Genomic DNA, 24193 nt, shown 5'->3' with positions numbered 1-24193 from the left:
TTTTACTGTCGATGGCCGAGGGGGCCAAAAAGCGCCCTCTCCCGCCCTGCGGGCACCCTCTCCCCGAGGGGAGAGGGTCATCAGAACGGCCTACGGCCGGCTTTTAGTCTACCCAGACGCGGGCGTTGCGGAACATGCGCATCCAGCCGGCGTCTTCCTGCCACTCATCCGGACGCCAGGAGTTCTGCACGGCACGGAACACACGCTCCGGGTGCGGCATCATGATGGTCACGCGGCCGTCGCGGCTGGTGAGGCCGGTGATGCCACGGGGCGAGCCGTTGGGGTTGGCCGGGTAGGTCTCGGTGACCTTGCCGTGGTTGTCGACGAAACGCATCGCCACGCAACCGGACAGGTCGGCTTCCAGCAGGGCCTCTTCGCTTTCGAACTCCGCATGGCCTTCGCCGTGGGCGATTGCGATGGGCATGCGCGAACCGGCCATGCCACGCAGGAAGATCGACGACGACTCCTGCACCTGGACCATGGCGACACGGGCTTCGAACTGCTCCGAGCGGTTGCGCACGAAGTGCGGCCAGAACTCGGTGCCGGGGATCAGCTCGTGCAGGTTGGACATCATCTGGCAACCGTTGCAAACACCCAGGGAGAAGCTGTCCTTGCGCTCGAAGAAGGCCTGGAAGCCGTCACGGGCACGGGTGTTGAAGAGGATCGACTTGGCCCAGCCCTCACCGGCGCCGAGTACGTCGCCGTAGGAGAAGCCACCACAGGCCACCAGGCCCTTGAAGTCTTCCAGGCTGACGCGGCCGGCGAGGATATCGCTCATGTGCACGTCGATGGCGGCGAAGCCGGCGCGGTCGAACGCGGCGGCCATTTCCACCTGGCCGTTGACGCCCTGCTCGCGGAGGATCGCCACCTGCGGGCGCGCACCCTTCTTGATGTAGGGCGCGGCGATGTCCTGGTTGACGTCGAAGGCCAGCTTGACCGACAGGCCAGGGTTGTCTTCTTCCAGCAGGGTGTCGAATTCCTGGTCGGCGCATTCGGCGTTGTCACGCAGGCGCTGGATCCGGTAGCTGGTTTCCGCCCACTGGCGTTGCAGCATGCGGCGCTCGCCGCCGAACACGGCTCCGCCATTGAAGCTGATGGCGACATCGGCGCCGTTGACCGGCTGGCCGATGACCGCCACGCAGTCGCCGAGGCCGGCGGCGCTGAACTGGGCCAGCACTTCCGGGGTGGCGTCCTGGCGAACCTGGATGACCGCGCCCAGCTCTTCGTTGAACAGCACGGCGGCCAGGCCGTCACGGTTGTCGGCCAGGGCGTCGAGGTAGAGGTCCAGGCCGCAATGGCCGGCGAAGGCCATTTCCAGCACGGTGGCCAGCAGGCCGCCGTCGGAGCGGTCGTGGTAGGCCAGCAGGTGGCCATCGGCGTTCAGGCCCTGGATCACGGCGAAGAAGGCCTTGAGGTCTTCGGCGTCGTCGACGTCCGGTACTTGCTGGCCGAGCTTGCTGTAGACCTGGGCGAGGATGGAGCCGCCGAGGCGGTTCTGGCCACGGCCGAGGTCGATCAGGATCAGGTCGGTTTCGCCCTTGTCCAGGCGCAGCTGCGGGGTCAGGGTCTGGCGGATGTCGGTGACCGGCGCGAAGCCGGTGACGATCAGCGACAGCGGCGAGGTGACGGACTTGTCCACACCCTCGTCCTGCCAGCGGGTCTTCATGGACATGGAGTCCTTGCCCACGGGGATGGTGATACCCAGCGCCGGGCACAGTTCCATGCCCACGGCCTTGACGGTGTCGTACAGGCGGGCGTCTTCGCCCGGGTGGCCAGCAGCGGCCATCCAGTTGGCGGAGAGCTTGATGTCCGAGAGTTTCTCGATCTTCGAGGCGGCCAGGTTGGTGATGGTCTCGCCAACGGCCATGCGGCCGGACGCCGGGGCGTTCAGCAGGGCCAGCGGCGTACGCTCGCCCATGGCCATGGCTTCACCGGTGTAGACGTCGAAGCTGGTGGCGGTGACGGCGCAGTCGGCCACCGGTACCTGCCACGGGCCGACCATCTGGTCGCGGGCCACCAGGCCAGTGATGGTGCGGTCGCCGATGGTGATCAGGAAGTTCTTGCTGGCCACGGCCGGGTGGTTCAGCACGCGGTTCACCGCGTCTTCCACGTCCAGCTCGGCGGCGGCGAAATCGTCGATCAGCTCGGCTTCACGGCTGACCGAACGATGCATGCGCGGCGGCTTGCCGAGCAGCACTTCGAGCGGCATGTCCACCGCCTTGTTGCCGAAGTGGCTGTCGTTGACGGTCAGGTGCGGCTCTGCGATGGCCTCGCCGACTACGGCGAAGGGGCAACGCTCACGTTCGCAGATGGCCTTGAAGCGTTCGAAATCGGCAGCGTCCACGGACAGCACGTAGCGTTCCTGGGACTCGTTGCACCAGATTTCCAGCGGGCTCATGCCCGGCTCGTCGTTGGGCACGGCGCGCAGCTCGAAACGGCCGCCACGGCCGCCATCGTTGATCAGTTCCGGCAGGGCGTTGGAGATGCCGCCGGCGCCCACGTCGTGGATGAACTTGATGGGGTTGTCGGCACCTTGCTGCCAGCAACGGTCGATCACTTCCTGGCAACGACGCTCCATTTCCGGGTTGTCGCGCTGCACCGAGGCGAAGTCGAGGTCGGCGGAGCTGGAACCGGTGGCCATGGAGGAAGCCGCGCCGCCGCCCAGGCCGATGAGCATGGCCGGGCCGCCGAGGACGATCAGCTTGGCGCCGATGGAGATCTCGCCCTTCTGCACGTGCTCGGCACGGATGTTGCCCATGCCGCCGGCGAGCATGATCGGCTTGTGGTAGCCGCGCACTTCTTCACCGTGGGGGGTGTCGATGGCCTGCTCGAAGGTACGGAAGTAGCCGGTCAGGGCAGGACGGCCGAACTCGTTGTTGAACGCGGCGCCGCCCAGCGGGCCTTCGATCATGATGTCCAGCGGGGTGACGATGCGCTCGGGCTTGCCGTAGGGCTTCTCCCAGGGCTGCTCGAAACCGGGGATCTGCAGGTTGGAGACGGTGAAACCGGTCAGGCCCGCCTTGGGCTTGGCGCCACGGCCGGTGGCGCCTTCGTCGCGGATCTCGCCGCCGGAGCCGGTGGAGGCGCCGGGGAAGGGGGCGATGGCGGTCGGGTGGTTGTGGGTTTCCACCTTCATCAGGATGTGTACGGGCTCCTGGGTGGCGCCGTACTGGCGGGTCACCGGGTCCGGGAAGAAGCGCCCGGCGGTGGAGCCCTCGATCACCGAGGCGTTGTCCTTGTACGCGGACAGCACGCCTTCGCGGTGCATCTCGTAGGTGTTCTTGATCATGCCGAACAGGCTCTTCTCTTGCGCCTGGCCGTCGATATCCCAGCTGGCATTGAAGATCTTGTGGCGGCAGTGCTCGGAGTTCGCCTGGGCGAACATCATCAGCTCGACGTCGTGGGGGTTGCGGCCCAGATCGTTGAAGCTCTTCACCAGGTAGTCGATTTCGTCTTCGGCCAGTGCCAGGCCCAGCTCGACGTTGGCCTTCTCCAGCGCGGCGCGACCGCCGCCGAGGATGTCGACGACAGTCAGCGGCTTGGGCTGGGCGTGGCTGAACAGGCCGGCGGCCTCTTCCAGGCCCGGCAGCACCAGCTGGGTCATGCGGTCATGCAGGACGGCGGCGATCGCCTCTGCGTCGGCATCGCTGATCGCACCGGCTACGTAGTAGGCGATACCGCGCTCGAGGCGCTCGATCTTGGCCAGGCCGCAGTTGCGGGCGATATCGGTGGCCTTGCTCGACCAGGGCGAGATGGTGCCGACGCGCGGTACCACCAGGAACAGGCGGCCGCTGGGCTCCTGTACCGGGACGCTGGGGCCGTACTTGAGCAGGCGGGCCAGGACTTGTTCTTCCTCCCCACTGAGGACGCCGGTCACTTCGGCGAAGTGGGTGAACTCGGCGTAGAGTCCGCTGACGGCGGAGACTTTCTGGGTCAGTTGCTCGAGCAATTTGCCGTGGCGAAAAGCGGAAAGGGCGGGAGCACCGCGCAGGATCAACATCTTCGGGACAGCCTCTGGGAAGGGGTGTACAGGGAGGCCGTGCATTCTAGCGCAAAGCGCCGCTTTCCGGCACCTCCGAAGGTGCCTCGCGTCGCCCGACAGCTAGCAGAGAAGATGTTTCCTGTCGAGATATGGCGCCCGCCAGGCTTTGCGTATACTTCGGGGATGCTTAATCAACACCTGTTCGGCACACGTCGGGCTTTCTGGGCCCTGGCTACCGGATTCTTCCTGATGCTCGTCGGCTGCAAGCAGCCCACTACCCTCGAGCGCGTTCAGGAGGAGGGTGTGCTTCGTGTCATCACCCGTAACAGTCCGGCCACCTTCTTCGAAGACCGCAACGGCGAAACCGGTTTCGAGTACGAACTGGTCAAGCGCTTCGCCGACGACCTGGGCGTCAAGCTGGAGATCGAGACCGCCGACAAGCTCGACGACCTCTTCTCCCGCCTCGGCCAGGCCAACGGCCCCGTGCTGGCGGCAGCCGGCCTGGTGGCCAGCGATACGCGTCGCGCCGAAGTGCGCTTCTCCCGCTCCTACCTCGATGTCACCCCCCAGGTCATCTACCGCAACGGCGAACGCCGCCCCACCCGCCCGGGCGACCTGGTCGGGCGCCGCATCATGGTGCTCAAGGGCAGCAGCCACGCCGAGCAACTGGAAGCCATGAAGGCCGACCTGCCGGGCCTGAAGTTCGAGGAATCCGACGAAGTGGAGGTGGTCGACCTGCTGCGCATGGTCGACGAAGGGCAGATCGACCTGACCCTGGTGGACTCCAACGAACTGGCGATGAACCAGGTCTACTTCCCCAACGTGCGCGTGGCCTTCGACCTGGGCGACTCCACCAGCCTGGCCTGGGCCATGGCCCCGGGGGAAGACAACAGCCTCTACGACGCGGTCAACGCCTTCCTCGAAAAGGCCCGCAAGGACGGCACCCTGCAGCGCCTGAAGGAACGCTACTACGGCCATGTCGACGTACTCGGCTACGTGGGCGCCTACACCTTCGCCAAGCACCTGCAGCAGCGCCTGCCCAAGTACGAACAGCACTTCCGCCTGGCTTCGCAGAAAAACGACGTCGACTGGCGCCTGCTGGCCGCCATCGGCTACCAGGAATCCCTCTGGCAGCCCACCGCCACCTCCAAGACCGGCGTCCGCGGCCTGATGATGCTCACCGAAGGCACCGCCCAGGCCATGGGCGTGTCCAACCGCCTGGACGCTCGGCAGAGCATCCACGGCGGCGGCAAGTACTTCACCATGATCAAGAACGGCCTCTCCGATGACCTCAAGGAGCCGGACCGCACCTGGTTCGCCCTGGCCGCCTACAACATCGGCATCGCTCACCTGGGCGACGCCCGCAAGCTGGCCAAGGCCGAGGGCCTGAACCCGAACAAGTGGCTGGACGTGAAGAAGATGCTGCCGCGCCTGTCGCAGAAGCAGTGGTACCGCAAGACCCGCTACGGCTATGCCCGGGGCGGCGAGACCGTGCACTTCGTGCAGAACATCCGCCGCTACTACGACATCCTCACCTGGGTGACCCAGCCGCAGCTGGAAGGCAGCCAGCTGGCCGAGAACGCCAGTCACCTGCCGGGCATCAACAAGACCCGCCCGCCGGAAGAGCAGACTCAGGACGAGAAGCTCTGAGCGGCTGATCCCTGTTTCGGCAGCCCGGATGCAATCCGGGGAAACCCCATCTCCACTCCCGGATTGCATCCGGACCAGGGTTCTTGCAGGAATGCAGACCTGAGGTCCGCCCTCCCCTACTCCTTGCGCGCCGCCCGACGAGCCTGGAAGAACCCCGAGAGCATTTCGCTGCACTCCTGCCCCAGCACCCCGCCCTCCACCAGCACCCGGTGGTTGAGGAATTCCTGGTCGAAGAAGCGGCCACGACTGACCGCCACGCCCGCCTTGGGTTCGGTGGCGCCGTACACCACGCGGGTGATCCGCGAGTGGACGATGAGCCCGGCGCACATGCTGCAGGGCTCCAGGGTGACGTAGAGGGTGCTGCCTACCAGGCGGTAGTTCTCCAGGCGGCTGGCGGCATCGCGCACCGCCACCATCTCGGCATGGGCGCTGGGGTCGTGGCCGGAGATCGGGCAATTGAATCCGCGCCCGACCACTTCGCCATCCTGCACCAGCACCGCGCCCACCGGCACCTCGCCCAGCGCCGCACCCTGGCGGGCGAGCTCCAGGGCTTCGCGCATGAAATGTTCGTCTCGGCTGCGGTCGATGATCCGGGGCTGGCGCATGGTCGGTTCAGGCAACCTCGATGGCGGCCATCAGGCCGGTTTCCATGTGGTCGATCACGTGGCAATGGAACATCCACACCCCCGGATTATCCGCTACCAGCGCGATGCGCGCGGTCTCGTTCTTGCCCAGCAGGTAGGTGTCGGTGAAGTAGGGAATGATGTTCTTGCGGTCCGAGTCCAGCACCTTGAAGGCCATGCCGTGGAGGTGGATCGGGTGCAGGTACTGGGCCATGTTGCGCAGCTCGAAGATGTAGTGGCCGTCCTTCTTCAGCTTGGCGATGGGCCGGTCGGCGCAGGTCTTGTCATTGATGTCCCAGGCCTTGCCGTTGATCTGCCAGTAGTTGCTCGGCCGCCCGGCGCCACTGGCCAGGGTCGCCGCCCATTCGAAGTTGAAGCGCAGCACCTGGGCCTTCTCCAGGTCGGGCTCGGGCACCGGGTTGGCCGGCAGCGCCGCCGGCCAGTCGCCGGGCGCCTCGCTGCTGGCCACGCTCTTCAGCGTCGCCAGGCGCAGCGGGCCGTTGCGCAAGGACAACTCGGTGCCTTCGGCCGGCACCTTGAGCGCCAGCTCGATACGCATGCCCGGACCCAGCCAGTACTCCTTGCCGAGATCGCGAGGCTCCACCGGATGGCCGTCGAGGGAGTAGATGCGCGCCTCGCCCCCCGGCAGGTTGAGCCGGTAGGTCACGGTGTTGTCCAGGTTGAGGATGCGCAGGCGCACCACCTGGCCGGCGGGCAGGTCCAGGGTCGGCAGCGGCTTGCCGTTGATGGTGGTCAGGCGGCCACGGGTGCCTTCGCGGGCGGCCTCGCGGGGCACGCTGAAGGCGGTGAAGGCGCCTTGCTCGTCCACGTGCCAGGTCTTCAGGCTGAGCACTTTCTCGTGGCGGAAACCCGTGGGCTCGCGTTCCTCGACTATCAGCGGCCCCACCAGGCCGCGTCCCAGCTGGTGGGCGCTGGACAGGTGCGGGTGGTACCAGAAACTGCCGGCGTCGTCGGTCTTGAAGCGGTAGTCAAAATACTCGCCAGGCAATACCGGCAGCTGCGAGACGTAGGGCACGCCGTCCATTTCCAGGGGCAGGCGGATGCCGTGCCAGTGGATGGTGGTGGGCTCGTCGAGCTTGTTGATGAAGCGCACCCGCAGCCAATCGCCCTGGCGCGAACGCAGTTCGACGCCCGGCGCTTGGCCGCCGTAGGCCCAGGCCGGGGTGGTGTGGCCAGGGACCAGTTCAACGTCCAGCGGCGCGGCGATCAGTTCGTAGTCATGGGTCTTGGCGCCCCGCGTGCGACCCAGCCAGTAGCGGGCACCGCCGGCGCCAAGGCCGACCACACCGAGGCCAACCAGGCCACCAAGAATCTGTCTGCGAGTGAAGGACATGGGGTCAGTCTCCTCAAGGGAAGAACGGGGGCTGCCCATCGGCTAATCGAACCGGCCTCTGACGTGCCGGCTTACGGGGCGCACAAGATACACCCCGCGACTGTGAAAGATAAGTGAAAGCATCCGCATTGGCCGCGACCGATGGGCGCAGCCGCCCTGCCCCGCCAGGCGTAGGATGGGAGGGCCTGCAGGCCTGTACACAGAGGATCGCCCCATGCATCCCACGCGCCGCGAAATGATCCAGTTCTGCCTCGGTGGGCTGGTGTTGTTGAACTGGCCACGCCTCGGCCAGGCCGCCACCAGCACCTGCCGCCTGAGCCCGGTACAGACCGCAGGCCCCTTCTACCTGGAGGATGCGCTGCTGCGCCAGGACATCACCGAGGGCCGGCCCGGTACACCACTGCGGCTGCAATTCGAGGTGCTGCAACTGGACGGCTGCCGCCCCCTGGACGACGCCGCGCTGGAAATCTGGCATTGCGATGCCCAGGGCGCCTATTCGGGCGTCGGCGCCGACCCCAGCCGCTTCCTGCGCGGAGTGCAGATCACCGACGCCCAGGGCCGCGCGGAGTTCCGCAGCATCCTTCCCGGCTACTACCCGGGCCGCACCAACCACGTCCACCTCAAGCTGCACCTGGGCGAACGGGATATCCACACCGGCCAGCTGTACTTCCCCGAGGCCGTCATCCGCCCCGCCATGACCCAAGCGCCCTACGCCCATCCCGGCCAGCACTGGACGCCCCTGGAGCGGGACTACGTCTTCCGCCGGCAGGACGGCGATCAGTCGGTGGCCGAGTTGGTGGAAGACGGTGAGGGGTATGTAGCGCGGCTGACGCTGGTGGTGGATGCGCGGAGCTGAGCACGGTGCATTCGCCATGCAGACCGGTAGGATGGGTTGAGCGCAGCGATACCCATGCGGGACAAGGTCACTGGGGCAGCTGCGCCGCCCTTGGCGAATGAATTCGCCCCCACCGGTATTTCGCCCAAAACGAAACCGGCCAGGCTTTCAGGGCCTGGCCGGTGATTCAACGCATGCCCGAAGGCGCGTCCATCATTCCCACTCGATGGTCGCCGGCGGCTTGCTCGACACGTCGTAGGTGACGCGGGAGATGCCTTCGATCTCGTTGATGATGCGGTTGGAGACGGTCTCCAGCAGCTCGTAGGGCAGGTGGGCCCAGCGAGCGGTCATGAAGTCGATGGTTTCCACCGCGCGCAGGGCCACGACCCAGGCGTAGCGACGGCCGTCGCCGACCACGCCGACGGATTTCACCGGCTGGAACACCACGAACGCCTGGCTGGTCTTGTGGTACCAGTCGGCCTTGTGCAGCTCTTCGATGAAGATGTGGTCGGCACGACGCAGCAGGTCGGCGTATTCCTTCTTCACTTCGCCGAGGATGCGCACGCCCAGGCCCGGGCCGGGGAACGGGTGGCGGTAGACCATGCTGTAGGGCAGGCCCAGTTCCAGACCGATCTTGCGCACTTCGTCCTTGAACAGTTCGCGCAGCGGCTCGACCAGTTCGAACTGCATGTCTTCGGGCAGGCCGCCGACGTTGTGGTGGGACTTGATCACGTGGGCCTTGCCGGTCTTGGCGCCGGCCGACTCGATCACGTCGGGGTAGATGGTGCCCTGGGCGAGGAACTTGATGCCCTGCAGCTTGGTGGCTTCCTCATCGAAGACTTCGATGAAGGTGCGGCCGATGATCTTGCGCTTCTCTTCCGGGTCGGCGACGCCTGCCAGGCGGCCGAGGAACTTGTCGGCGGCATTGGCGCGGATCACCTTGACGCCCATGTTCTCGGCGAACATGGCCATCACGTGGTCACCCTCGTGCAGGCGCAGCAGGCCGTTGTCGACGAAGACGCAGGTCAGCTGGTCGCCGATGGCCTTGTGCAGCAGGGCCGCTACCACCGAGGAGTCGACGCCGCCGGACAGGCCCAGCAGCACCTTGGACGAGCCCACCTGGGCACGCACGGTGGCGATGGCGTCTTCGACGATGTTGGACGCGGTCCAGAGGGCGGCGCAGCCGCATATCTCCAGCACGAAGCGGGAGAGGATGCGCAGGCCCTGCTTGGTGTGGGTCACTTCCGGGTGGAACTGCACGCCGTAGTAGGCGCGGTGATCGTCGGCCATGGCGGCGATCGGGCAGCTCGGGGTGCTGGCCAGGATGTGGAAGCCATCCGGCATGTCGGTGACCTTGTCGCCGTGGCTCATCCACACGTCGAGACCGAGGACGCCGTCCTCGTCGATGTGATCTTCGATGCCGTCCAGCAGGCGGGCCTTGCCCACCACGTCGACGCGGGCGTAGCCGAACTCGCGCAGGTCGGAACCCTGCACCTTGCCGCCCAGCTGCTCGGCCATGGTCTGCATGCCGTAGCAGATGCCGAACAGCGGCACGTTCAGGTCGAACACGGCCTGGGGCGCGCGCGGGCTGTCAGCCTCGTGCACCGACTCGGGGCCACCGGCGAGGATCACGCCGCGCGGAGCGAAGGCGCGGATCGCCTCGTTGCTCATGTCGAACGGGTGGATCTCGCAGTACACGCCGATCTCGCGCACACGGCGGGCGATCAGCTGGGTGTACTGGGAGCCGAAGTCGAGGATCAGGATCCGGTGGGCGTGAATGTCTTGGGACATGGCCATCTCTCGTTACGGAATTCACAAACGACACGGGGCTGAATCGAACAGCCCCGTGACGCACTAGCTTTCAGTCAGCCTCAACCAACGCGGTAGTTGGGGGCTTCCTTGGTGATCTGCACGTCGTGGACGTGGGACTCGGCCATGCCGGCGCCGGTGATGCGCACGAACTGCGGCTTGGTGCGCATGTCCTCGACGGTCGAGCAGCCGGTGTAGCCCATGGAGGCACGCAGGCCGCCCATCAGCTGGTGAACGATGGCGGTCAGGCTGCCCTTGTAGGGAACGCGGCCTTCGATGCCTTCGGGAACCAGCTTCTCGGCACCGGCGGCGGAATCCTGGAAGTAGCGGTCGGAGGAACCCTGGGACTGCGCCATGGCGCCCAGCGAACCCATGCCGCGGTAGGCCTTGTAGGAACGGCCCTGGAACAGCTCGACTTCGCCCGGAGCCTCTTCGGTACCGGCGAACATGGAGCCCATCATCACGCAGGAGGCACCGGCCACGATGGCCTTGGACAGGTCGCCGGAGAAGCGGATGCCACCGTCGGCGATCAGCGGGATGCCCGAGCCGGCCAGGGCGGCGGCGACGTTGGCGATGGCGGAGATCTGCGGTACGCCGACACCGGCGACGATGCGGGTGGTGCAGATGGAGCCCGGGCCGATGCCGACCTTGACCGCGTCGGCGCCGGCTTCGGCCAGGGCCTTGGCGGCGTCGCCGGTGGCGATGTTGCCGCCGATCACCTGTACATGGGGGTAGGTGTCCTTGACCCAGCGCACGCGCTCGATCACGCCCTTGGAGTGGCCGTGGGCGGTATCCACCACCACCACGTCGACGCCGGCGGCGACCAGTGCGGCAACGCGCTCGCCGGTATCGGCGCCGGTGCCCACCGCCGCGCCAACGCGCAGGCGGCCTTGCTCATCCTTGGAGGCCAGCGGGTAGGTCTTGGCCTTCTCGATGTCACGGAAGGTCACCAGGCCGCGCAGGTAGAAGTTCTCGTCGACCACCAGCATCTTCTCGATGCGGTTTTCGTAGAGCTTGACCTTCATCTCTTCCAGCGGGGTGCCTTCGCGAGCGGTGACCAGCTTGTCCTTGGGAGTCATGATCGCGGCGACGGTGTCGCCGACGTTCGGCTTGAAGCGCAGGTCGCGGCCGGTGACGATACCGACCAGCTCGCCCTCTTCCACCACCGGGAAGCCGGAGAAGCCGTATTCACGAGCAATCTGCAGCAGCTCGATGATCTTGGTGGAGGGGGTGACGGTGACCGGGTCACGGACGATGGCGGTCTCGTGACGCTTGACCTTGCGCACCTCGGAAGCCTGCTGCTCGATGGTCATGTTCTTGTGAACGATGCCGATGCCGCCTTCCTGGGCCATGGCGATGGCGAGGCGAGCTTCGGTCACGGTATCCATCGCGGCGGACACCAGCGGGATGTTCAGTTCGATGCCGCGGGTCAGGCGGGTCTTGAGGCTGACATCCTTGGGCAGAATCTCGGAATAACCCGGGATCAGGAGAACGTCGTCGAAGGTCAGGGCTTCTTGGCTGATGCGCAGCATGGCGGGGGCTCCCAGGCGGGAAAATTGGAAGCGCGCCATTATAACGAGGCACGAGCCGCCGCTCAACGCGGCAAACAGGTCGCAGATCGGGTTTCTTTTCCTGTAGGAGCGAATTTATTCGCGAAGTGCTACCCCGGTGTCCAGCGGCGGCCCTTCGGCCCGCTTTCGCGATTGAAATCGCTCCTACCCATCAGCCGTCCGTTCTCACCTGCCTCACGGAGAATCCCAGGCGCTCGCCGAAGGCATCGAGGAAAGCCTCGGTGAAACGGGTTTCGCCCCAACCATTGAAGATGAAGCCAAGGTTGGAGAAGCCGCAGGGCTGCAGGAACAGGAAGCCGTTGATGTCGTCCTCGAAGCCGCACTCCGGGCAGGTGAAGTTGTCGGTGTGCCCCGGCCACCAGTCCTCGAGGCTCTCGAACAGCGGCTCGCCGACCTCCCGGCGGCATTCCGGGCAGCCCGCTTCATTGTGGAAATTGCGCGTGGGCGTATAGATGCAGCGCTTGTCCACCAGCTCCAGGCCATTGACCTTCTGGCCGAAGGGCAGGCGCTCGGGATGCTCCACCACCTCCCGCGCGCCGGGCGCGATGGCGTAGGCCATGCGGTTGCCGCGCAGGCCGCAGGTGCTCGGCAGCGCCGCGACGACGTCGAGCCTGGCCAGCCAGCGCTGCATGCGACCGGCCAGGGCCTGCTGGCCGGGCAAGCTGGATATCTGCGGCACCAGGATCAGTTGGCTCGATTCCATGTCGGGACTCCTGCAGAGGGGGTGGGGACGAGGGCGCGCAGCTTAACGAGCGATTCTCCATCGTCAACTATGGCGCATCCCGACAAAGCCATTATCATTTCCGCCCATGTTCAAAGACCCTTTCCAACGGCTCGGCCTCGACCGCGATGTGCTGACCGTCAGCCAGCTCAACCAACGCGCCCGTCATCTACTGGAAGACGTGTTTCCACAGGTCTGGGTGGAGGGGGAGATCTCCAACCTCGCCCGCCCCGCTTCCGGCCACCTCTATTTCACCCTCAAGGACTCCCAGGCCCAGGTGCGCTGCGCGCTATTCCGGCAGAACGCCCAGCGTGTGCGCCAGGCCCTGCGCGACGGCATGGCGGTGCGGGTACGCGGCAAGGTCTCGCTGTTCGAGGGCCGTGGCGACTACCAGCTGATCGCCGATGCCGTGGAGCCGGCCGGCGACGGCGCCCTGCGCCTGGCCTTCGAGGCGCTGAAGGAAAAGCTCGCCGCCGAGGGCCTGTTCGCCGCCGAGCGCAAGCGGCCGCTGCCGGCCCATCCGCAACGTATCGGCATCATCAGCTCGCCCACCGGCGCGGTGATCCGCGACATCATCAGTGTGTTCCGCCGCCGCGCGCCGCAGGTGCGCCTGACCCTGATCCCCACCGCCGTGCAGGGCCGCGAAGCCACCGGCCAGATCGTCCGCGCCCTGGCGCTGGCCGATGCCCAGGGCTTCGACGCGCTGATCCTGGCCCGTGGCGGCGGCTCCCTGGAAGACCTCTGGTGCTTCAACGAGGAAGCCGTGGCCCGTGCCGTGGCGGCCTGCCGGACGCCCATCGTCAGCGCCGTCGGCCATGAAACGGACGTGTCCATCAGCGACTTCGTCGCCGACGTGCGCGCGCCGACGCCGTCGGCCGCCGCCGAACTGCTGGCCCCGGATGCCGGTGACCTGCAACAGCGCCTGGACAGCCTGCAACGCCGCCTGGTCCTGCGCCTGCAAGAGCGCCTGACCCGCGAGCGCCTGCGCCTTGACGGCCTATTCCGACGCCTGCGCCACCCCGGCGAGCGTCTGCGCCAGCAGTCCCAGCGCCTGGATGACCTGGACATGCGCCTGCGCCGCGCCTTCGAGCGCCAGCTGCAGGTGCGCCAGGAACGCCTGGCTCGCCTGGATACCCGCCTCGCCGCCCAGCATCCGGGGCGCGCCCTGGCACTGTTGCGGCAGCGACTCGACGGCCTGGCCACGCGCCTGCCCCGCGCCGCCCGCGATGCGCTCAAGGACCGCCGCCAACGCCTCGAGACGCTGGCCCAGACGCTGAACGTGGTCAGCCCCCTGGCCACCCTCGGGCGCGGCTACAGCATCCTTCTCGACGAACGCGGCCAGGCCATTCGCGCCGCCAGCCAGACCCTGCCCGGCCAGCGCCTGAAGGCGCGCCTGGGCGAAGGCGAGCTGGACGTGCGCGTCGAAGACAACCACCTCACCCCCGTGAACCTTTCCCTGCTGGACTGACCATGCGCCTGTTCGCCGCCCTGCTCCTCTGCCTCGCCCTGCCCGCCCATGCCGAAGGCTTCATCACCCGCCTGCTGAACAAGCCGGTGCCCGGCGGTGTGGCCGTGGTGCAACTGGGCAACGGCGCCCAGGCGCCCACGGCGCGCTACCAGGGCAAGCCGGTGCTGGTGGTGAAGGAGGACGGCCGCGACTGGATCGCCATCGTCGGCATCCCCCTCGGCACCAAGGCCGGCCCACAGCGGATCGAGGTGAACGACGGCCGCTCCCTGGCCTTCGACGTGGGCCCGCGCAGCTACCGCGAGCAGCACATCAAGCTGGCCAACACCCGCCAGGTGAACCCGCTGCCACAAGACCTCAAGCGCATCGACCGCGAACTGGCCGAGCAGACCACCGCCTACCGCCGCTTCAGCCCCGGTACGCCAAGCAACCTGCTGTTCGACAAGCCGGTGAACGGCCCGCTTTCCAGCCCCTTCGGCCTGCGCCGCTTCTTCAACGGCGAGGAACGCAACCCGCATTCCGGCCTGGACTTCGCCGTGGGCGCCGGCACCCCGATCAAGGCACCGGCGGCGGGCAAGGTGATCCTCATCGGCGACTACTTCTTCAACGGCAAGACCGTGTTCGTCGACCACGGCCAGGGCCTGATCAGCATGTTCTGCCACATGTCCAAGGTGGACGTGAAACTCGGCCAGCAGCTGCCCCGTGGCGGCGTGGTCGGCCGCGTCGGCGCCACCGGCCGCGCCACCGGGCCACATATGCACTGGAACGTCAGCCTCAACGATGTGCGTGTGGACCCAGCCATATTCATCGGCGCCTACAAGCATTGAGCTACATCTACGCTTACAGGCCAGGCCTGGGACCTTGGCGGAGCCTCTGCTAAGGTCCGGCGCCTTTTGCAACATCCGTAGGGAGCACCCATGGAGAACGACTACACCCACTGGCTGGTCTGGCTGCGGCAGCACGACGAGCTGCACACAGTGGTTTCCACCACCGTCCTCCTGCTGCTGGCCTGGGCCTCCAACTGGCTGGTCAAGCGCATTCTCCTGCGCGGGCTGTTCCGCATCACCGGCGCCCAGATCCAGGACCACGGCCTGATCAAACGTCTGGCCAACGTGGTGCCGGCGCTGGTACTGGCCTTCGGCGTGAAGGTGGTGCCGAACCTGCCCGGGGCGCTGGTGGAGGTGATCACCAACGTCTGCGCCGCCTTCATCATCCTCACCATCGCCCTGGCCCTGAGCGCCACGCTGAACATCGTCAACGCCCTCTACCAGCGGCGCAAGGACGCCCACCTGCGCCCGATCAAGGGCTACGTGCAGGTGCTGAAGATCGCCATCTACGCGATTGCCACCATCCTGATGATCGCCAGCCTGATCGACCGCTCGCCGCTGATCCTGCTCTCCGGCCTTGGCGCCATGGCCGCGGTGCTGCTGCTGATCTTCCAGGACACCCTGCTGTCGCTGGTGGCCAGCGTGCAGATCACGTCCAGCGACATCATCCGGGTCGGCGACTGGGTGGAAATGCCCCAGCTCAACGCCGATGGCGATGTGATCGACATCGCCCTGCACACGGTGAAGGTGCAGAACTGGGACAAGACCATCACCACCATTCCCACCAAGCGCTTCATCACCGATTCCTTCAAGAACTGGCGCGGCATGCAGGAATCCGGCGGCCGGCGCATCAAGCGCTGCCTCTATCTGGACCAGAACAGCGTGCGCTTCCTCAGCCAGGACGATATCGAGCGACTGCACCGCTTCCGCCTGCTGGACGGCTACCTGCGAACCAAGGAAAGCGAGCTGCTCTCATGGAACAGCCAGCTGGAAGAGACCGAGCGCTTGCCCATCAACATCCGCCAGCTAACCAACATCGGCACCTTCCGCGCCTACGTCGAGCACTACCTGCGGGAGAACCAGGACATCCGCAAGGACATGACCCTGCTGGTCCGGCAGATGGCGCCCACCGCCGATGGCCTGCCCCTGGAGCTCTACTGCTTCACCAACACCACGGTCTGGGCCCGCTACGAGGCCATCCAGTCAGACATCTTCGACCACCTGCTGGCGATACTTCCGGAGTTCGGCCTGCGGGTGTTCCAGCATCCGAGCGGCGCGGACATGCGTGATTGGCGCCTGCCGTCGACCGAGTGATCCGCCTCGCCCACGGATTGCCCGATCCAGGGCATTTCGCGGGCGAGCCGCCACAAGCCCCGCAATGAAGCGCAATCCAATCAAGAAAATACGGATCAGAGCGCAATAATTTCCTCACTTGCCAATTCTTGCGCTCTTTTTCACCATTTTTCCCGCGATGCTTGCCATATTCACTCACGATGAATAGGGTTAGCCCTTATGAAAACCGCACACACCCTCATCCTTCTGCGTCAACACGCCTGCCTGCGACTAGTCAGCCCACGACTGCGTGGCTGAAACCTACCTCCGCCGCACTCGCTGACTTCCCTACCCGGCCGCCCCGCGCAGGCCCGCAGTAACAAAGGATTTGCCCCATGAGCATGCTGAAAGACCCTTCTCGCAAGTACCAGGCGTTCCCGGCCATCAACCTGCCGGACCGCACCTGGCCGTCGAAGACCATCACCGAAGTGCCGATCTGGTGCAGCTCCGACCTGCGCGACGGCAACCAGTCGCTGATCGAGCCGATGGATGCGCAGAAGAAGATGCGCTTCTTCAAGACCCTGGTGCAGGTGGGCCTGAAGGAAATCGAAGTGGCCTTCCCGTCCGCTTCCGATACCGACTTCAACTTCGTCCGCGAGCTGATCGAAGGCGGCCACATTCCCGATGACGTGACCATCCAGGTACTGACCCAGGCCCGTGAAGACCTGATCACCCGTACCTTCGAGTCCCTGAAGGGCGCCAAGAAGGCCATCGTCCACGTCTACAACGCCACCGCGCCGTCCTTCCGCCGCATCGTCTTCAACCAGGACAAGGCCGGCGTGATCGGGATCGCCACCAAGGCCGCCAGCCTGATCAAGCAACTGGCCGCCCAGCAGCCGGGCACCGACTGGACCTTCCAGTACTCGCCGGAAATCTTCAGTTCCACCGAGCTGGACTTCGCGGTCGAGGTCTGCGACGCCGTGATCGACGTCTGGCAGCCGACCCCCGAGAAGAAGATCATCCTCAACCTGCCGGCCACCGTGGAATGCGCCACGCCGAACATCTACGCCGACCAGATCGAATGGTTCGGTCGCCATGTCAGCCGCCGCGACTCCGTGATCATCAGCCTGCACACCCATAACGACCGTGGCACCGGCGTCGCCGCCACCGAGCTGGGCCTGATGGCCGGCGCCGATCGCGTCGAAGGCTGCCTGTTCGGCAACGGCGAGCGCACCGGCAACGTCGACCTGGTGACCGTGGCGCTGAACATGTACACCCAGGGCCTGCACCCGCAACTGGACTTCTCCGACATCGACGCCGTGCGCAAGGTGGTGGAAGAGTGCAACCAGCTGCCGGTCCACCCGCGTCACCCGTACGTGGGCGACCTGGTGCACACCGCCTTCTCCGGCTCCCACCAGGATGCCATCCGCAAGGGCTTCGCCCAGCAGGAAGAAGGCGCCCGCTGGGAAGTGCCTTACCTGCCGATCGACCCCGCCGACATCGGCCGCAGCTACGAAGCGGTGATCCGGGTGAACAGCCAGTCCGGCAAGGGCGGCATCACCTTCCTGCTGGAGCAGGAATACGGCATCAGCCTGCCCCGTCGCATGCAGATCGAGTTCAGCCAGGTGGTGCAGAAGGAAACCGATCGCCTGGGCCTGGAAATGACCGCCGAACAGATCTACAAGCTGCTGGACAGCGAGTACCTGCAGGCCACCAGCCCGTTCACCCTGAAGGGCCATCGCCTGCAGGAAGAGAACGGCACCAGCGCCGTCGACATCGAAGTCCAGGTCAAGGGCGAGACCCAGCACCTGCGCGGCATGGGCAAGGGCCCGCTGGAAGCCCTGGTCGCCAGCCTGCCAGTGGGCGTCGAGATCATGGACTACTCCGAGCACGCCATCGGTGCCGGCACCAACGCCAAGGCAGCGGCCTACATCGAGCTGCGCGTCAACGGCGGCCGCGCCCTGCACGGCATCGGCATCGACGAGAACCTGACCACGGCGAGCTTCCGCGCCCTGTTCAGCGCCCTCAACCGCGCCCTGAGCCAGACAGAGGCCGAAGCGGCCTGAGGCTGACGCAGTAACGAAAAACCCCGCCAGCTGGCGGGGTTTTCTTTTGTAGCGGGTCGCTCTTGTGGGAGCGATTTCAATCGCGAAGCGGACCGCTGGTCCGCCATCGGAATCCTCTCAGGGCAGCTGCGCCGCCCTTGGCGAATGAATTCGCCCCCACAGACCAGCGCCCTACTCCTGCTGCTGCCAGTGGCACTTGCCCCAGGCGCACATGGAGTCCAGCACCGGTTTCAGGCTGCTGCCGTGCTCGGTGAGCCGGTATTCCACCCGTGGCGGCACTTCGGCATAGACGGTGCGCGAGACAATGCCGTCGCGCTCCAGCTCACGCAGCTGCTGGGTCAGCATCTTCTCGGTGATACCCGGCACCAGCCGCTTGAGCTCGGAAAAGCGCCGCGCCGCCGGCATCAGGTGGTAGACCAGCAGGGATTTCCACTTGCCGCCGATCACCGCCAGGGTGACTTCCACCGGGGTGTTGTAGACCTTCTCCCCGGCCACGAGCAGGTTGCCCTCGGCCGGTAGCGACTTGTGTCCGCTCATGCTTCTACCCCGCTCTCAGAGGTGCAGGTCGAAGCCGTCCGCGTCGCGCATCGCCGGGAAGCGCTCACGGTAGGCCGCCAATTGCGACGCCGACAGGCTGACGAGGAACACTCCATCGACGTCGCCCGCGTCCAGCAGGCTTTCACCCTGGAAGTCCAGCGCCTGGCTGTCGCCGCTGTACGCATGGCCCTTGCCGTCGGTGCCGACGCGGTTCACCGCCGCCACGTAGCAGAGGTTTTCGATGGCCCGTGCGGGCAGCAGACGGTTCCAGTGATGACGGCGGGCGGCCGGCCAGTTGGCGGTATAGAGCAGCAGGTCGGTGTCGTGGGGATCACGGCTCCACACCGGGAAGCGCAGGTCGTAGCAGATCAGCGGACGCACCCGCCAGCCCTTGAGCTCGAACAGCGCCTGGGTCTCGCCCGGCGTGTAGTGCTTGTGCTCGCCGGCCATGCGGAACAGGTGGCGCTTGTCGTAGTGCAGCACCTCGCCGTCCGGGCGCGCCCAGAGCAGGCGGTTGCGATGGCTGCCGTCGGCGGCCTGGATGATCAGGCTGCCGGTGATCACCGCGTCCAGGCGCCGCGCCTGCTCGCGCAGCCAGGCGTCGCTCGGGCCCTGCTCGGGCTCGGCGAGCGCGGCGGAGTCCATGGAGAAGCCGGTGGTGAACATCTCCGGCAGGATGATCAGGTCGGCGCCCCGGGCCTGTTCCAGCAGTACCTCGAAATGCGCCAGGTTGGCGGCGCGGTCGTGCCAGGCCAGGGTGGTCTGCACCAGGGCCAGCTTGAGGTCGGGTAGGGCGGTCAGATCGCGCATAGTTTTTCCGCCGCCTGGCGCAGCGTCTCCTCACGTTTGGCGAAGCAGAAACGCACCAGGCGCAGGTCCTTGGGTGCTTCCCGGTAGAACACCGAGACCGGGATGGCGGCGACGCCGTGCTCGCGGGTCAGCCACTCGGACATGGCCACGTCGTCCAGGTCCGCGCGGATGGCGCTGTAGTCCACCAACTGGAAGTAGGTGCCGGCGGCGCGAGTGAAGGTGAAGCGCGAATCGGCCAGCAGGTCGCAGAACAGGTCGCGCTTGGCCTGGTAGAAGGCCGGCAGTTCGGCGAGATGTTCCGGGTGCGCGGCCATGAAGTCGGCCAGGGCCCACTGCAAGGGGGTGACGCCACAGAAATTGACGTACTGGTGGACCTTGCGCAGTTCGGCGGAGAGCAGTGGCGGCGCCACCACATAGCCGGTTTTCCAGCCGGTGACGTGGTAGGTCTTGCCGAAGGAGCTGACCACGAAGGAGCGGGCGTAGAGCTCGTCGTGGGCCAGCACGCTGACGTGGCCAACGCCGTCGAACACCAGGTGTTCGTAGACTTCGTCCGACACCAGATAGATATCGCGACCCCGGATCAGCTCGGCCAACTGGTCCAGTTCGGCACGGGAAATCAGCGCGCCGCTGGGGTTGTGCGGGCTGTTGAGGATGATCATGCGGGTGCGCGGGCTGAGCGCGTCCTTCATCCGCTGCCAGTCGATGGAGAAGCCCGGCAGCGCCAGGGGCACGTGTACGCAGCGGCCGCCGGCCAGCTCCACCGAGGGTTCGTAGCTGTCGTAGCAGGGGTCGAGGACGATCACCTCGTCACCACTGCGGACCACCGCCTGGATGGCGCAGAAGATCGCCTCGGTGGCGCCCGGGGTGATGGTCACCTCGCTGTCGGCGCTGACGGCGCGGCCGTAGAAGGTCGCGACCTTGGCCGCCACCTGCTCGCGCAGGGCCGGCAGGCCGGTCATCGGGGCGTATTGGTTATGCCCGGCAGCGATGTGCCGGCCGACCGCGTCGCACAGCGCAGCGGGCGCGGCGAAGTCCGGGAAGCCCTGGGACAGGTTGATGGCGCCGACTTCAGCGGCGAGCTGGGACATACGGGTGAAGATGGTGGTGCCGACGTTGGGCAGCTTGCTGGTGATCATTGCAATCCGGCTGTTGGCGACTGGGAAATGGGACATAGCTTAACGCGGGAGCGCAGGGGGCGCACCGGGGATGGCGTGGCAACCAGGGGCATCGCTGATGGGTTTCGCGGGCTCTACCCATCCTACGGAGCGGGCATGAAAAAGGGCGCCCGTGGGCGCCCTCTTCCTGCAACCGGTATCAGCGCTTCTTGTCGCGGCGCTTCTTCTCGGCTTTCTTGTGGTGCGACATGAGACGGCGCTTCTTGTTCACCTGACGCTCGGTCAGGGTATTCTTCTTGCCCTCGAAGGGGTTCTCGCCGCCCTTGTACTCGATGCGGATCGGCGTACCGACCAGCTTGAGCACGCGCCGGTAGGTGTTCTCCAGGTAGCGCGAGTAGGACTTGGGTACCGACTCCGTCTGGTTGCCGTGGATCACGATCAGCGGCGGGTTGGCACCACCCAGGTGGGCATAGCGCAGCTTGATGCGGCGACCGTTGACCAGCGGCGGCTGGTGCTCCTGCACCGCGTCCTCGAGGATCTGGGTCAGGCGGCTGGTGGGCCAGCGGGTGATGGCGGAACGGAAGGACTCCTGCACCGACTTGTACAGGTGGCCGACGCCTGTACCGTGCAGGGCCGAGATGAAGTGGATGTCGGCGAAGTCGACGAAGAACAGCCGGCGTTCCAGCTCGGTCTTCACGTAGTCGCGCTCACTCGGCTCCATGCCGTCCCACTTGTTCAGTGCGATCACCAGCGCGCGGCCGGTTTCCAGCACGAAGCCGAGCAGGTTGAGGTCGTGCTCGACCACGCCTTCGCGGGCGTCCATCACAAAGATCACCACGTTGGCGTCCTGGATGGCCTGCAGGGTCTTGACCACCGAAAACTTTTCCACCGCCTCGAAGATCTTGCCGCGGCGACGCACGCCGGCGGTGTCGATCAGAGTGTACTTCTCTTCGTTGCGCTCGAAGGGGATGTAGATGCTGTCGCGGGTCGTGCCGGCCTGGTCGTACACGATCACCCGCTCTTCGCCGAGCATGCGGTTGACCAGGGTGGACTTGCCTACGTTGGGCCGACCGATGATGGCGATCTTGATGCCATCTTTCTCGCTCGGGCCGGGGATGCGCTTGGCTTCCTCGCCTTCGGCGACCTCTTCGGCCTGGGCGGCTTCCTCTTCGTCGGCGGCGTCGTCACGGGGGAACTCGCCGAGGGCAGCCTGCAGCATGCCGGTGATGCCGCGGCCGTGGGCGGCGGCGATCGGCAGGGCGTCGCCCAGGCCCAGGGGGCTGAACTCGGCACGCGCGAGGTCCGGGTCGACGGTATCGACCTTGTTGGCCACCAGGAAGCTGCGCTTGTTCCGCTTGCGCAGGTGCTCGGCGATCATCTGGTCGGAGGCGGTCATGCCCGCACGGGAGTCGACCATGAACAGCACCGCATCGGCTTCTTCGATGGCCTGCAGGGACTGCTCGGCCATTTTCGCGTCGATACCTTCCTCATCGCCGGAGATACCCCCGGTGTCGATGACGATATAGGTGCGACCCTGCCACTTCGCCTCGCCGTACTGGCGGTCACGGGTCAGACCTGCGTACTCCGCGACGATCGCGTTGCGGGTCTTGGTCAGGCGGTTGAACAGGGTGGACTTGCCGACGTTGGGCCGACCCACCAGGGCAATTACGGGAACCATGAGGCTCTCCACTGTTATTTCAGAAAACACAAAGGCCGCTGCCGTGTTGACGGCAGCGGCCGGACATCAGGCTTCAGCTTAGCGGATGGTCAGGCCGACCAACTTGCCGCTGTTGCCAAAGGCGTAGACCCACTCACCGACCACCAGGGGACGAGCACGCAGGCCGTCACCGTCGATCTTCTCGCGGCCGACGAAGTGGCCGTCCACCTGGCTCAGCAGGTGCAGGTAACCTTCGTAGTCGCCCACAGCCACGTAGCTGGAGAAGACTTCCGGAGCCGACAGCTGGCGACGGGCCAGGGCATCGTTGGTCCAGAGGGCCGAGGCGGAGCGCTCGTCGACGCCTTCCACGCTGCCGTTGGCCAGGCTCACGTAGACGTTGCCGAAGCCCTGGGCTACGCCGGCATAGCTGGACGCCTCGCGCTCCCACAGCACACGGCCGCTTTCCAGTTCCAGGGCGGCGACGCGACCCTGGTAGGTCGCGACGTAGAGGGTGCCGCCGGAGAGCAGCAGGCCACCGTCGATATCCACCACGCGATCCAGCTCGGAACGGCCCTGGGGTACGGCCACGCGGGATTCCCAGACCGGGATGCCGCGCTGGATGTCCAGGGCGAGCACCTTGCCGGTGGAAAGGCCGGCAACAGCCAGGTTGTTGGTCACGATCGGCGCGCCGGTGCCCCGCAGGGTCAGCACGGCCGGGGTGTTCTCGTAGATCCAGCGCTGGTTGCCGGTGGCGGCGTCGAAGCCAACCAGGGAGTCGTTCTGGGTCTGCACGACCACCACGTCACCGTTGTTGGCCGGCGGAGCCAGGACTTCGCCCTTGACCCGGGCGCGCCATTTCTCTTCGCCGTTGGTGGCGTCGAGGGCGACGACTTCGCCTTTCAGGGTGCCGAACATCACCAGGCCGTAGCCAACGCCCACCGCACCGGACACCGGCAGCTCGAAATCCTTTTTCCAGATCACGTCGCCGTTGAAGCGATTGAGGGCCATGACCACGCCATCGACGTCGGCGGCGAAGATGGTGTCGCCATCGACGGCGGGCACCAGCAGGTTGTAGGTCGAACCCTGGCCATCACCCACCGAGCGGCTCCAGCCCTTGGACAGCGTCACTTCTTCAGTGATGTCGGGCAGGTCGGCCGGGGGCAGTTCCTTCTTGCTGTTGCTGCTGCAGCCCACGGCCAAGAGGGCCAGGGCCAGCACTGCGGCATTCTTCCAGCGCATCACGTCACGCGTCCCCTTTTGCCAGGTCGTCGAGCTTCATCTGCAGGCCGCCCACGGCGGCATCTTCCGGCAGCGCAGCCTTGGCCTTCTGGTAGGCGGCGTGCGCGTCGTCGGCACGACCCAGCTGTACCAGCAGGTCGCCCTTGAGTTCTTCGCGGCTGGCGAGGAAGGCCTTGTCGGCATCGCCATCCAGCAGCTTGAGGGCATCTTCGGCCTTGCCCTGGGCAGCCAGGACACGCGCCAGACGCTGGCGAGCCAGCTCGCCCAGGGTCTTGTCGGCGGGCTTGTCGAGCACGGCCTTGAGTTCGGCGGCGGCATCGTCCAGCTTGCCGGCCTCGACCGCGACCTTGGCCACGAACAGGCTGCCGTACTGGGCGTAATGGGTGCCGCCGAAATCGCTCTTCAGCTTGCCGGCCAGCTCAGCGACCTTCGCCGCATCCGGGGTGCCGCTGGGATTGAGCGCGGTCTCCAGCAGTTGCTGGTAGACGATGGACGCGCCCTGGGCCTGGTTGCCCTGGTATTTCTGCCAGGCTTGCCAACCGAAGACCACTACCAGCGCCAGGGCGCCGCCAGTGAGCATGGGTTTGCCGTTGCGCTGCCACCAGTCCTTGACCTGCGCAATCTGTTCTTCTTCAGTCTGCATGCTTAAACCCCGTACTC

Annotated in this window: 18 protein-coding genes; 6 read left to right on the top strand and 12 right to left on the bottom strand. The window is 66.2% G+C overall.

Annotation, left to right across the window (positions count from 1 at the left end; genetic code table 11):
• Positions 1-103: 103 nt before the first annotated feature.
• Positions 104-4000, bottom strand: coding sequence for a phosphoribosylformylglycinamidine synthase (gene purL, locus PCA10_RS05785; RefSeq protein ID WP_016491098.1), 3897 nt, complete (start codon positions 3998-4000; stop codon positions 104-106).
• 165 nt (positions 4001-4165) lie between these two features.
• Between purL and mltF the strand changes: the two genes are divergently transcribed.
• Entirely contained in the window at positions 4166-5632 is a 1467-nt protein-coding gene (mltF, locus tag PCA10_RS05780) for a membrane-bound lytic murein transglycosylase MltF (RefSeq protein WP_197539861.1), read from the top strand.
• Between the two features lie 116 nt (positions 5633-5748).
• Here mltF and tadA read toward each other — a convergent pair whose 3' ends face one another.
• Both tadA and PCA10_RS05770 read right to left on the bottom strand, forming a co-directional pair.
• Positions 5749-6237, bottom strand: a complete 489-nt coding sequence (gene tadA / locus PCA10_RS05775) for a tRNA adenosine(34) deaminase TadA (RefSeq protein ID WP_041770146.1) — start codon at positions 6235-6237, stop codon at positions 5749-5751.
• A gap of 7 nt (positions 6238-6244) precedes the next feature.
• On the bottom strand, positions 6245-7609 hold the full coding sequence (locus tag PCA10_RS05770; protein ID WP_016491095.1) for a multicopper oxidase family protein: 1365 nt from the start codon (positions 7607-7609) through the stop codon (positions 6245-6247).
• Positions 7610-7823: 214 nt separating this feature from the next.
• Here PCA10_RS05770 and PCA10_RS05765 point away from each other — a divergent pair, with 214 nt between their 5' ends.
• A complete protein-coding gene (locus PCA10_RS05765) occupies positions 7824-8465 on the top strand; it encodes an intradiol ring-cleavage dioxygenase (protein WP_016491094.1) in 642 nt (213 codons plus the stop codon).
• 192 nt (positions 8466-8657) lie between these two features.
• Here PCA10_RS05765 and guaA read toward each other — a convergent pair whose 3' ends face one another.
• From guaA to PCA10_RS05750, 3 genes are all read right to left on the bottom strand, one after another.
• Positions 8658-10235 carry a glutamine-hydrolyzing GMP synthase gene (gene guaA, locus PCA10_RS05760; protein WP_016491093.1) on the bottom strand — a complete coding sequence of 526 codons (1578 nt, stop codon included), beginning with the start codon at positions 10233-10235 and terminating at the stop codon, positions 8658-8660.
• 80 nt (positions 10236-10315) lie between these two features.
• The gene (gene guaB, locus PCA10_RS05755; RefSeq protein ID WP_016491092.1) at positions 10316-11785 is read right to left on the bottom strand and encodes an IMP dehydrogenase; all 1470 of its coding nucleotides are present in this window, start codon (positions 11783-11785) and stop codon (positions 10316-10318) included.
• Positions 11786-11975: 190 nt separating this feature from the next.
• Positions 11976-12527, bottom strand: coding sequence for a hypothetical protein (locus PCA10_RS05750; RefSeq protein WP_016491091.1), 552 nt, complete (start codon positions 12525-12527; stop codon positions 11976-11978).
• Between the two features lie 106 nt (positions 12528-12633).
• On the opposite strand from PCA10_RS05750, the gene xseA reads away from it, so the two are divergent.
• The 4 genes from xseA (at position 12634) to leuA (ending at position 18175) form a co-directional block, all read left to right on the top strand.
• The gene (gene xseA, locus PCA10_RS05745) at positions 12634-14013 is read left to right on the top strand and encodes an exodeoxyribonuclease VII large subunit (RefSeq protein ID WP_016491090.1); all 1380 of its coding nucleotides are present in this window, start codon (positions 12634-12636) and stop codon (positions 14011-14013) included.
• Positions 14014-14015: 2 nt separating this feature from the next.
• Positions 14016-14837: a peptidoglycan DD-metalloendopeptidase family protein gene (locus PCA10_RS05740; protein WP_016491089.1), complete on the top strand. Its 822-nt coding sequence runs from the start codon at positions 14016-14018 to the stop codon at positions 14835-14837.
• 90 nt (positions 14838-14927) lie between these two features.
• Complete coding sequence (locus PCA10_RS05735) at positions 14928-16151, top strand: mechanosensitive ion channel family protein (protein ID WP_016491088.1); 1224 nt, start codon at positions 14928-14930, stop codon at positions 16149-16151.
• A gap of 353 nt (positions 16152-16504) precedes the next feature.
• Entirely contained in the window at positions 16505-18175 is a 1671-nt protein-coding gene (leuA, locus tag PCA10_RS05730; RefSeq protein ID WP_016491087.1) for a 2-isopropylmalate synthase, read from the top strand.
• 171 nt (positions 18176-18346) lie between these two features.
• On the opposite strand, the gene PCA10_RS05725 is transcribed toward leuA, so the two are convergent.
• From PCA10_RS05725 to PCA10_RS05700, 6 genes are all read right to left on the bottom strand, one after another.
• On the bottom strand, positions 18347-18712 hold the full coding sequence (locus tag PCA10_RS05725; RefSeq protein ID WP_016491086.1) for a winged helix-turn-helix transcriptional regulator: 366 nt from the start codon (positions 18710-18712) through the stop codon (positions 18347-18349).
• A gap of 15 nt (positions 18713-18727) precedes the next feature.
• On the bottom strand, positions 18728-19522 hold the full coding sequence (locus tag PCA10_RS05720; protein ID WP_016491085.1) for an amidohydrolase: 795 nt from the start codon (positions 19520-19522) through the stop codon (positions 18728-18730).
• Positions 19510-20658, bottom strand: coding sequence for a pyridoxal phosphate-dependent aminotransferase (locus PCA10_RS05715; RefSeq protein ID WP_016491084.1), 1149 nt, complete (start codon positions 20656-20658; stop codon positions 19510-19512). Before PCA10_RS05715 ends, PCA10_RS05720 begins: the two co-directional genes overlap by 13 nt.
• A 178-nt stretch (positions 20659-20836) precedes the next feature.
• Complete coding sequence (gene der / locus PCA10_RS05710; RefSeq protein WP_016491083.1) at positions 20837-22315, bottom strand: ribosome biogenesis GTPase Der; 1479 nt, start codon at positions 22313-22315, stop codon at positions 20837-20839.
• Between the two features lie 78 nt (positions 22316-22393).
• A complete protein-coding gene (gene bamB, locus PCA10_RS05705) occupies positions 22394-23533 on the bottom strand; it encodes an outer membrane protein assembly factor BamB (protein ID WP_016491082.1) in 1140 nt (379 codons plus the stop codon).
• Between the two features lie 4 nt (positions 23534-23537).
• On the bottom strand, positions 23538-24176 hold the full coding sequence (locus PCA10_RS05700) for a YfgM family protein (RefSeq protein ID WP_016491081.1): 639 nt from the start codon (positions 24174-24176) through the stop codon (positions 23538-23540).
• Positions 24177-24193: the final 17 nt, after the last annotated feature.

Origin of the sequence: Pseudomonas resinovorans NBRC 106553 (assembly GCF_000412695.1) — a bacterium.
GTDB classification, from domain to species: Bacteria; Pseudomonadota; Gammaproteobacteria; order Pseudomonadales; family Pseudomonadaceae; genus Metapseudomonas; species Metapseudomonas resinovorans_A.
This window is presented reverse-complemented; position numbering and strand designations above follow the sequence as displayed.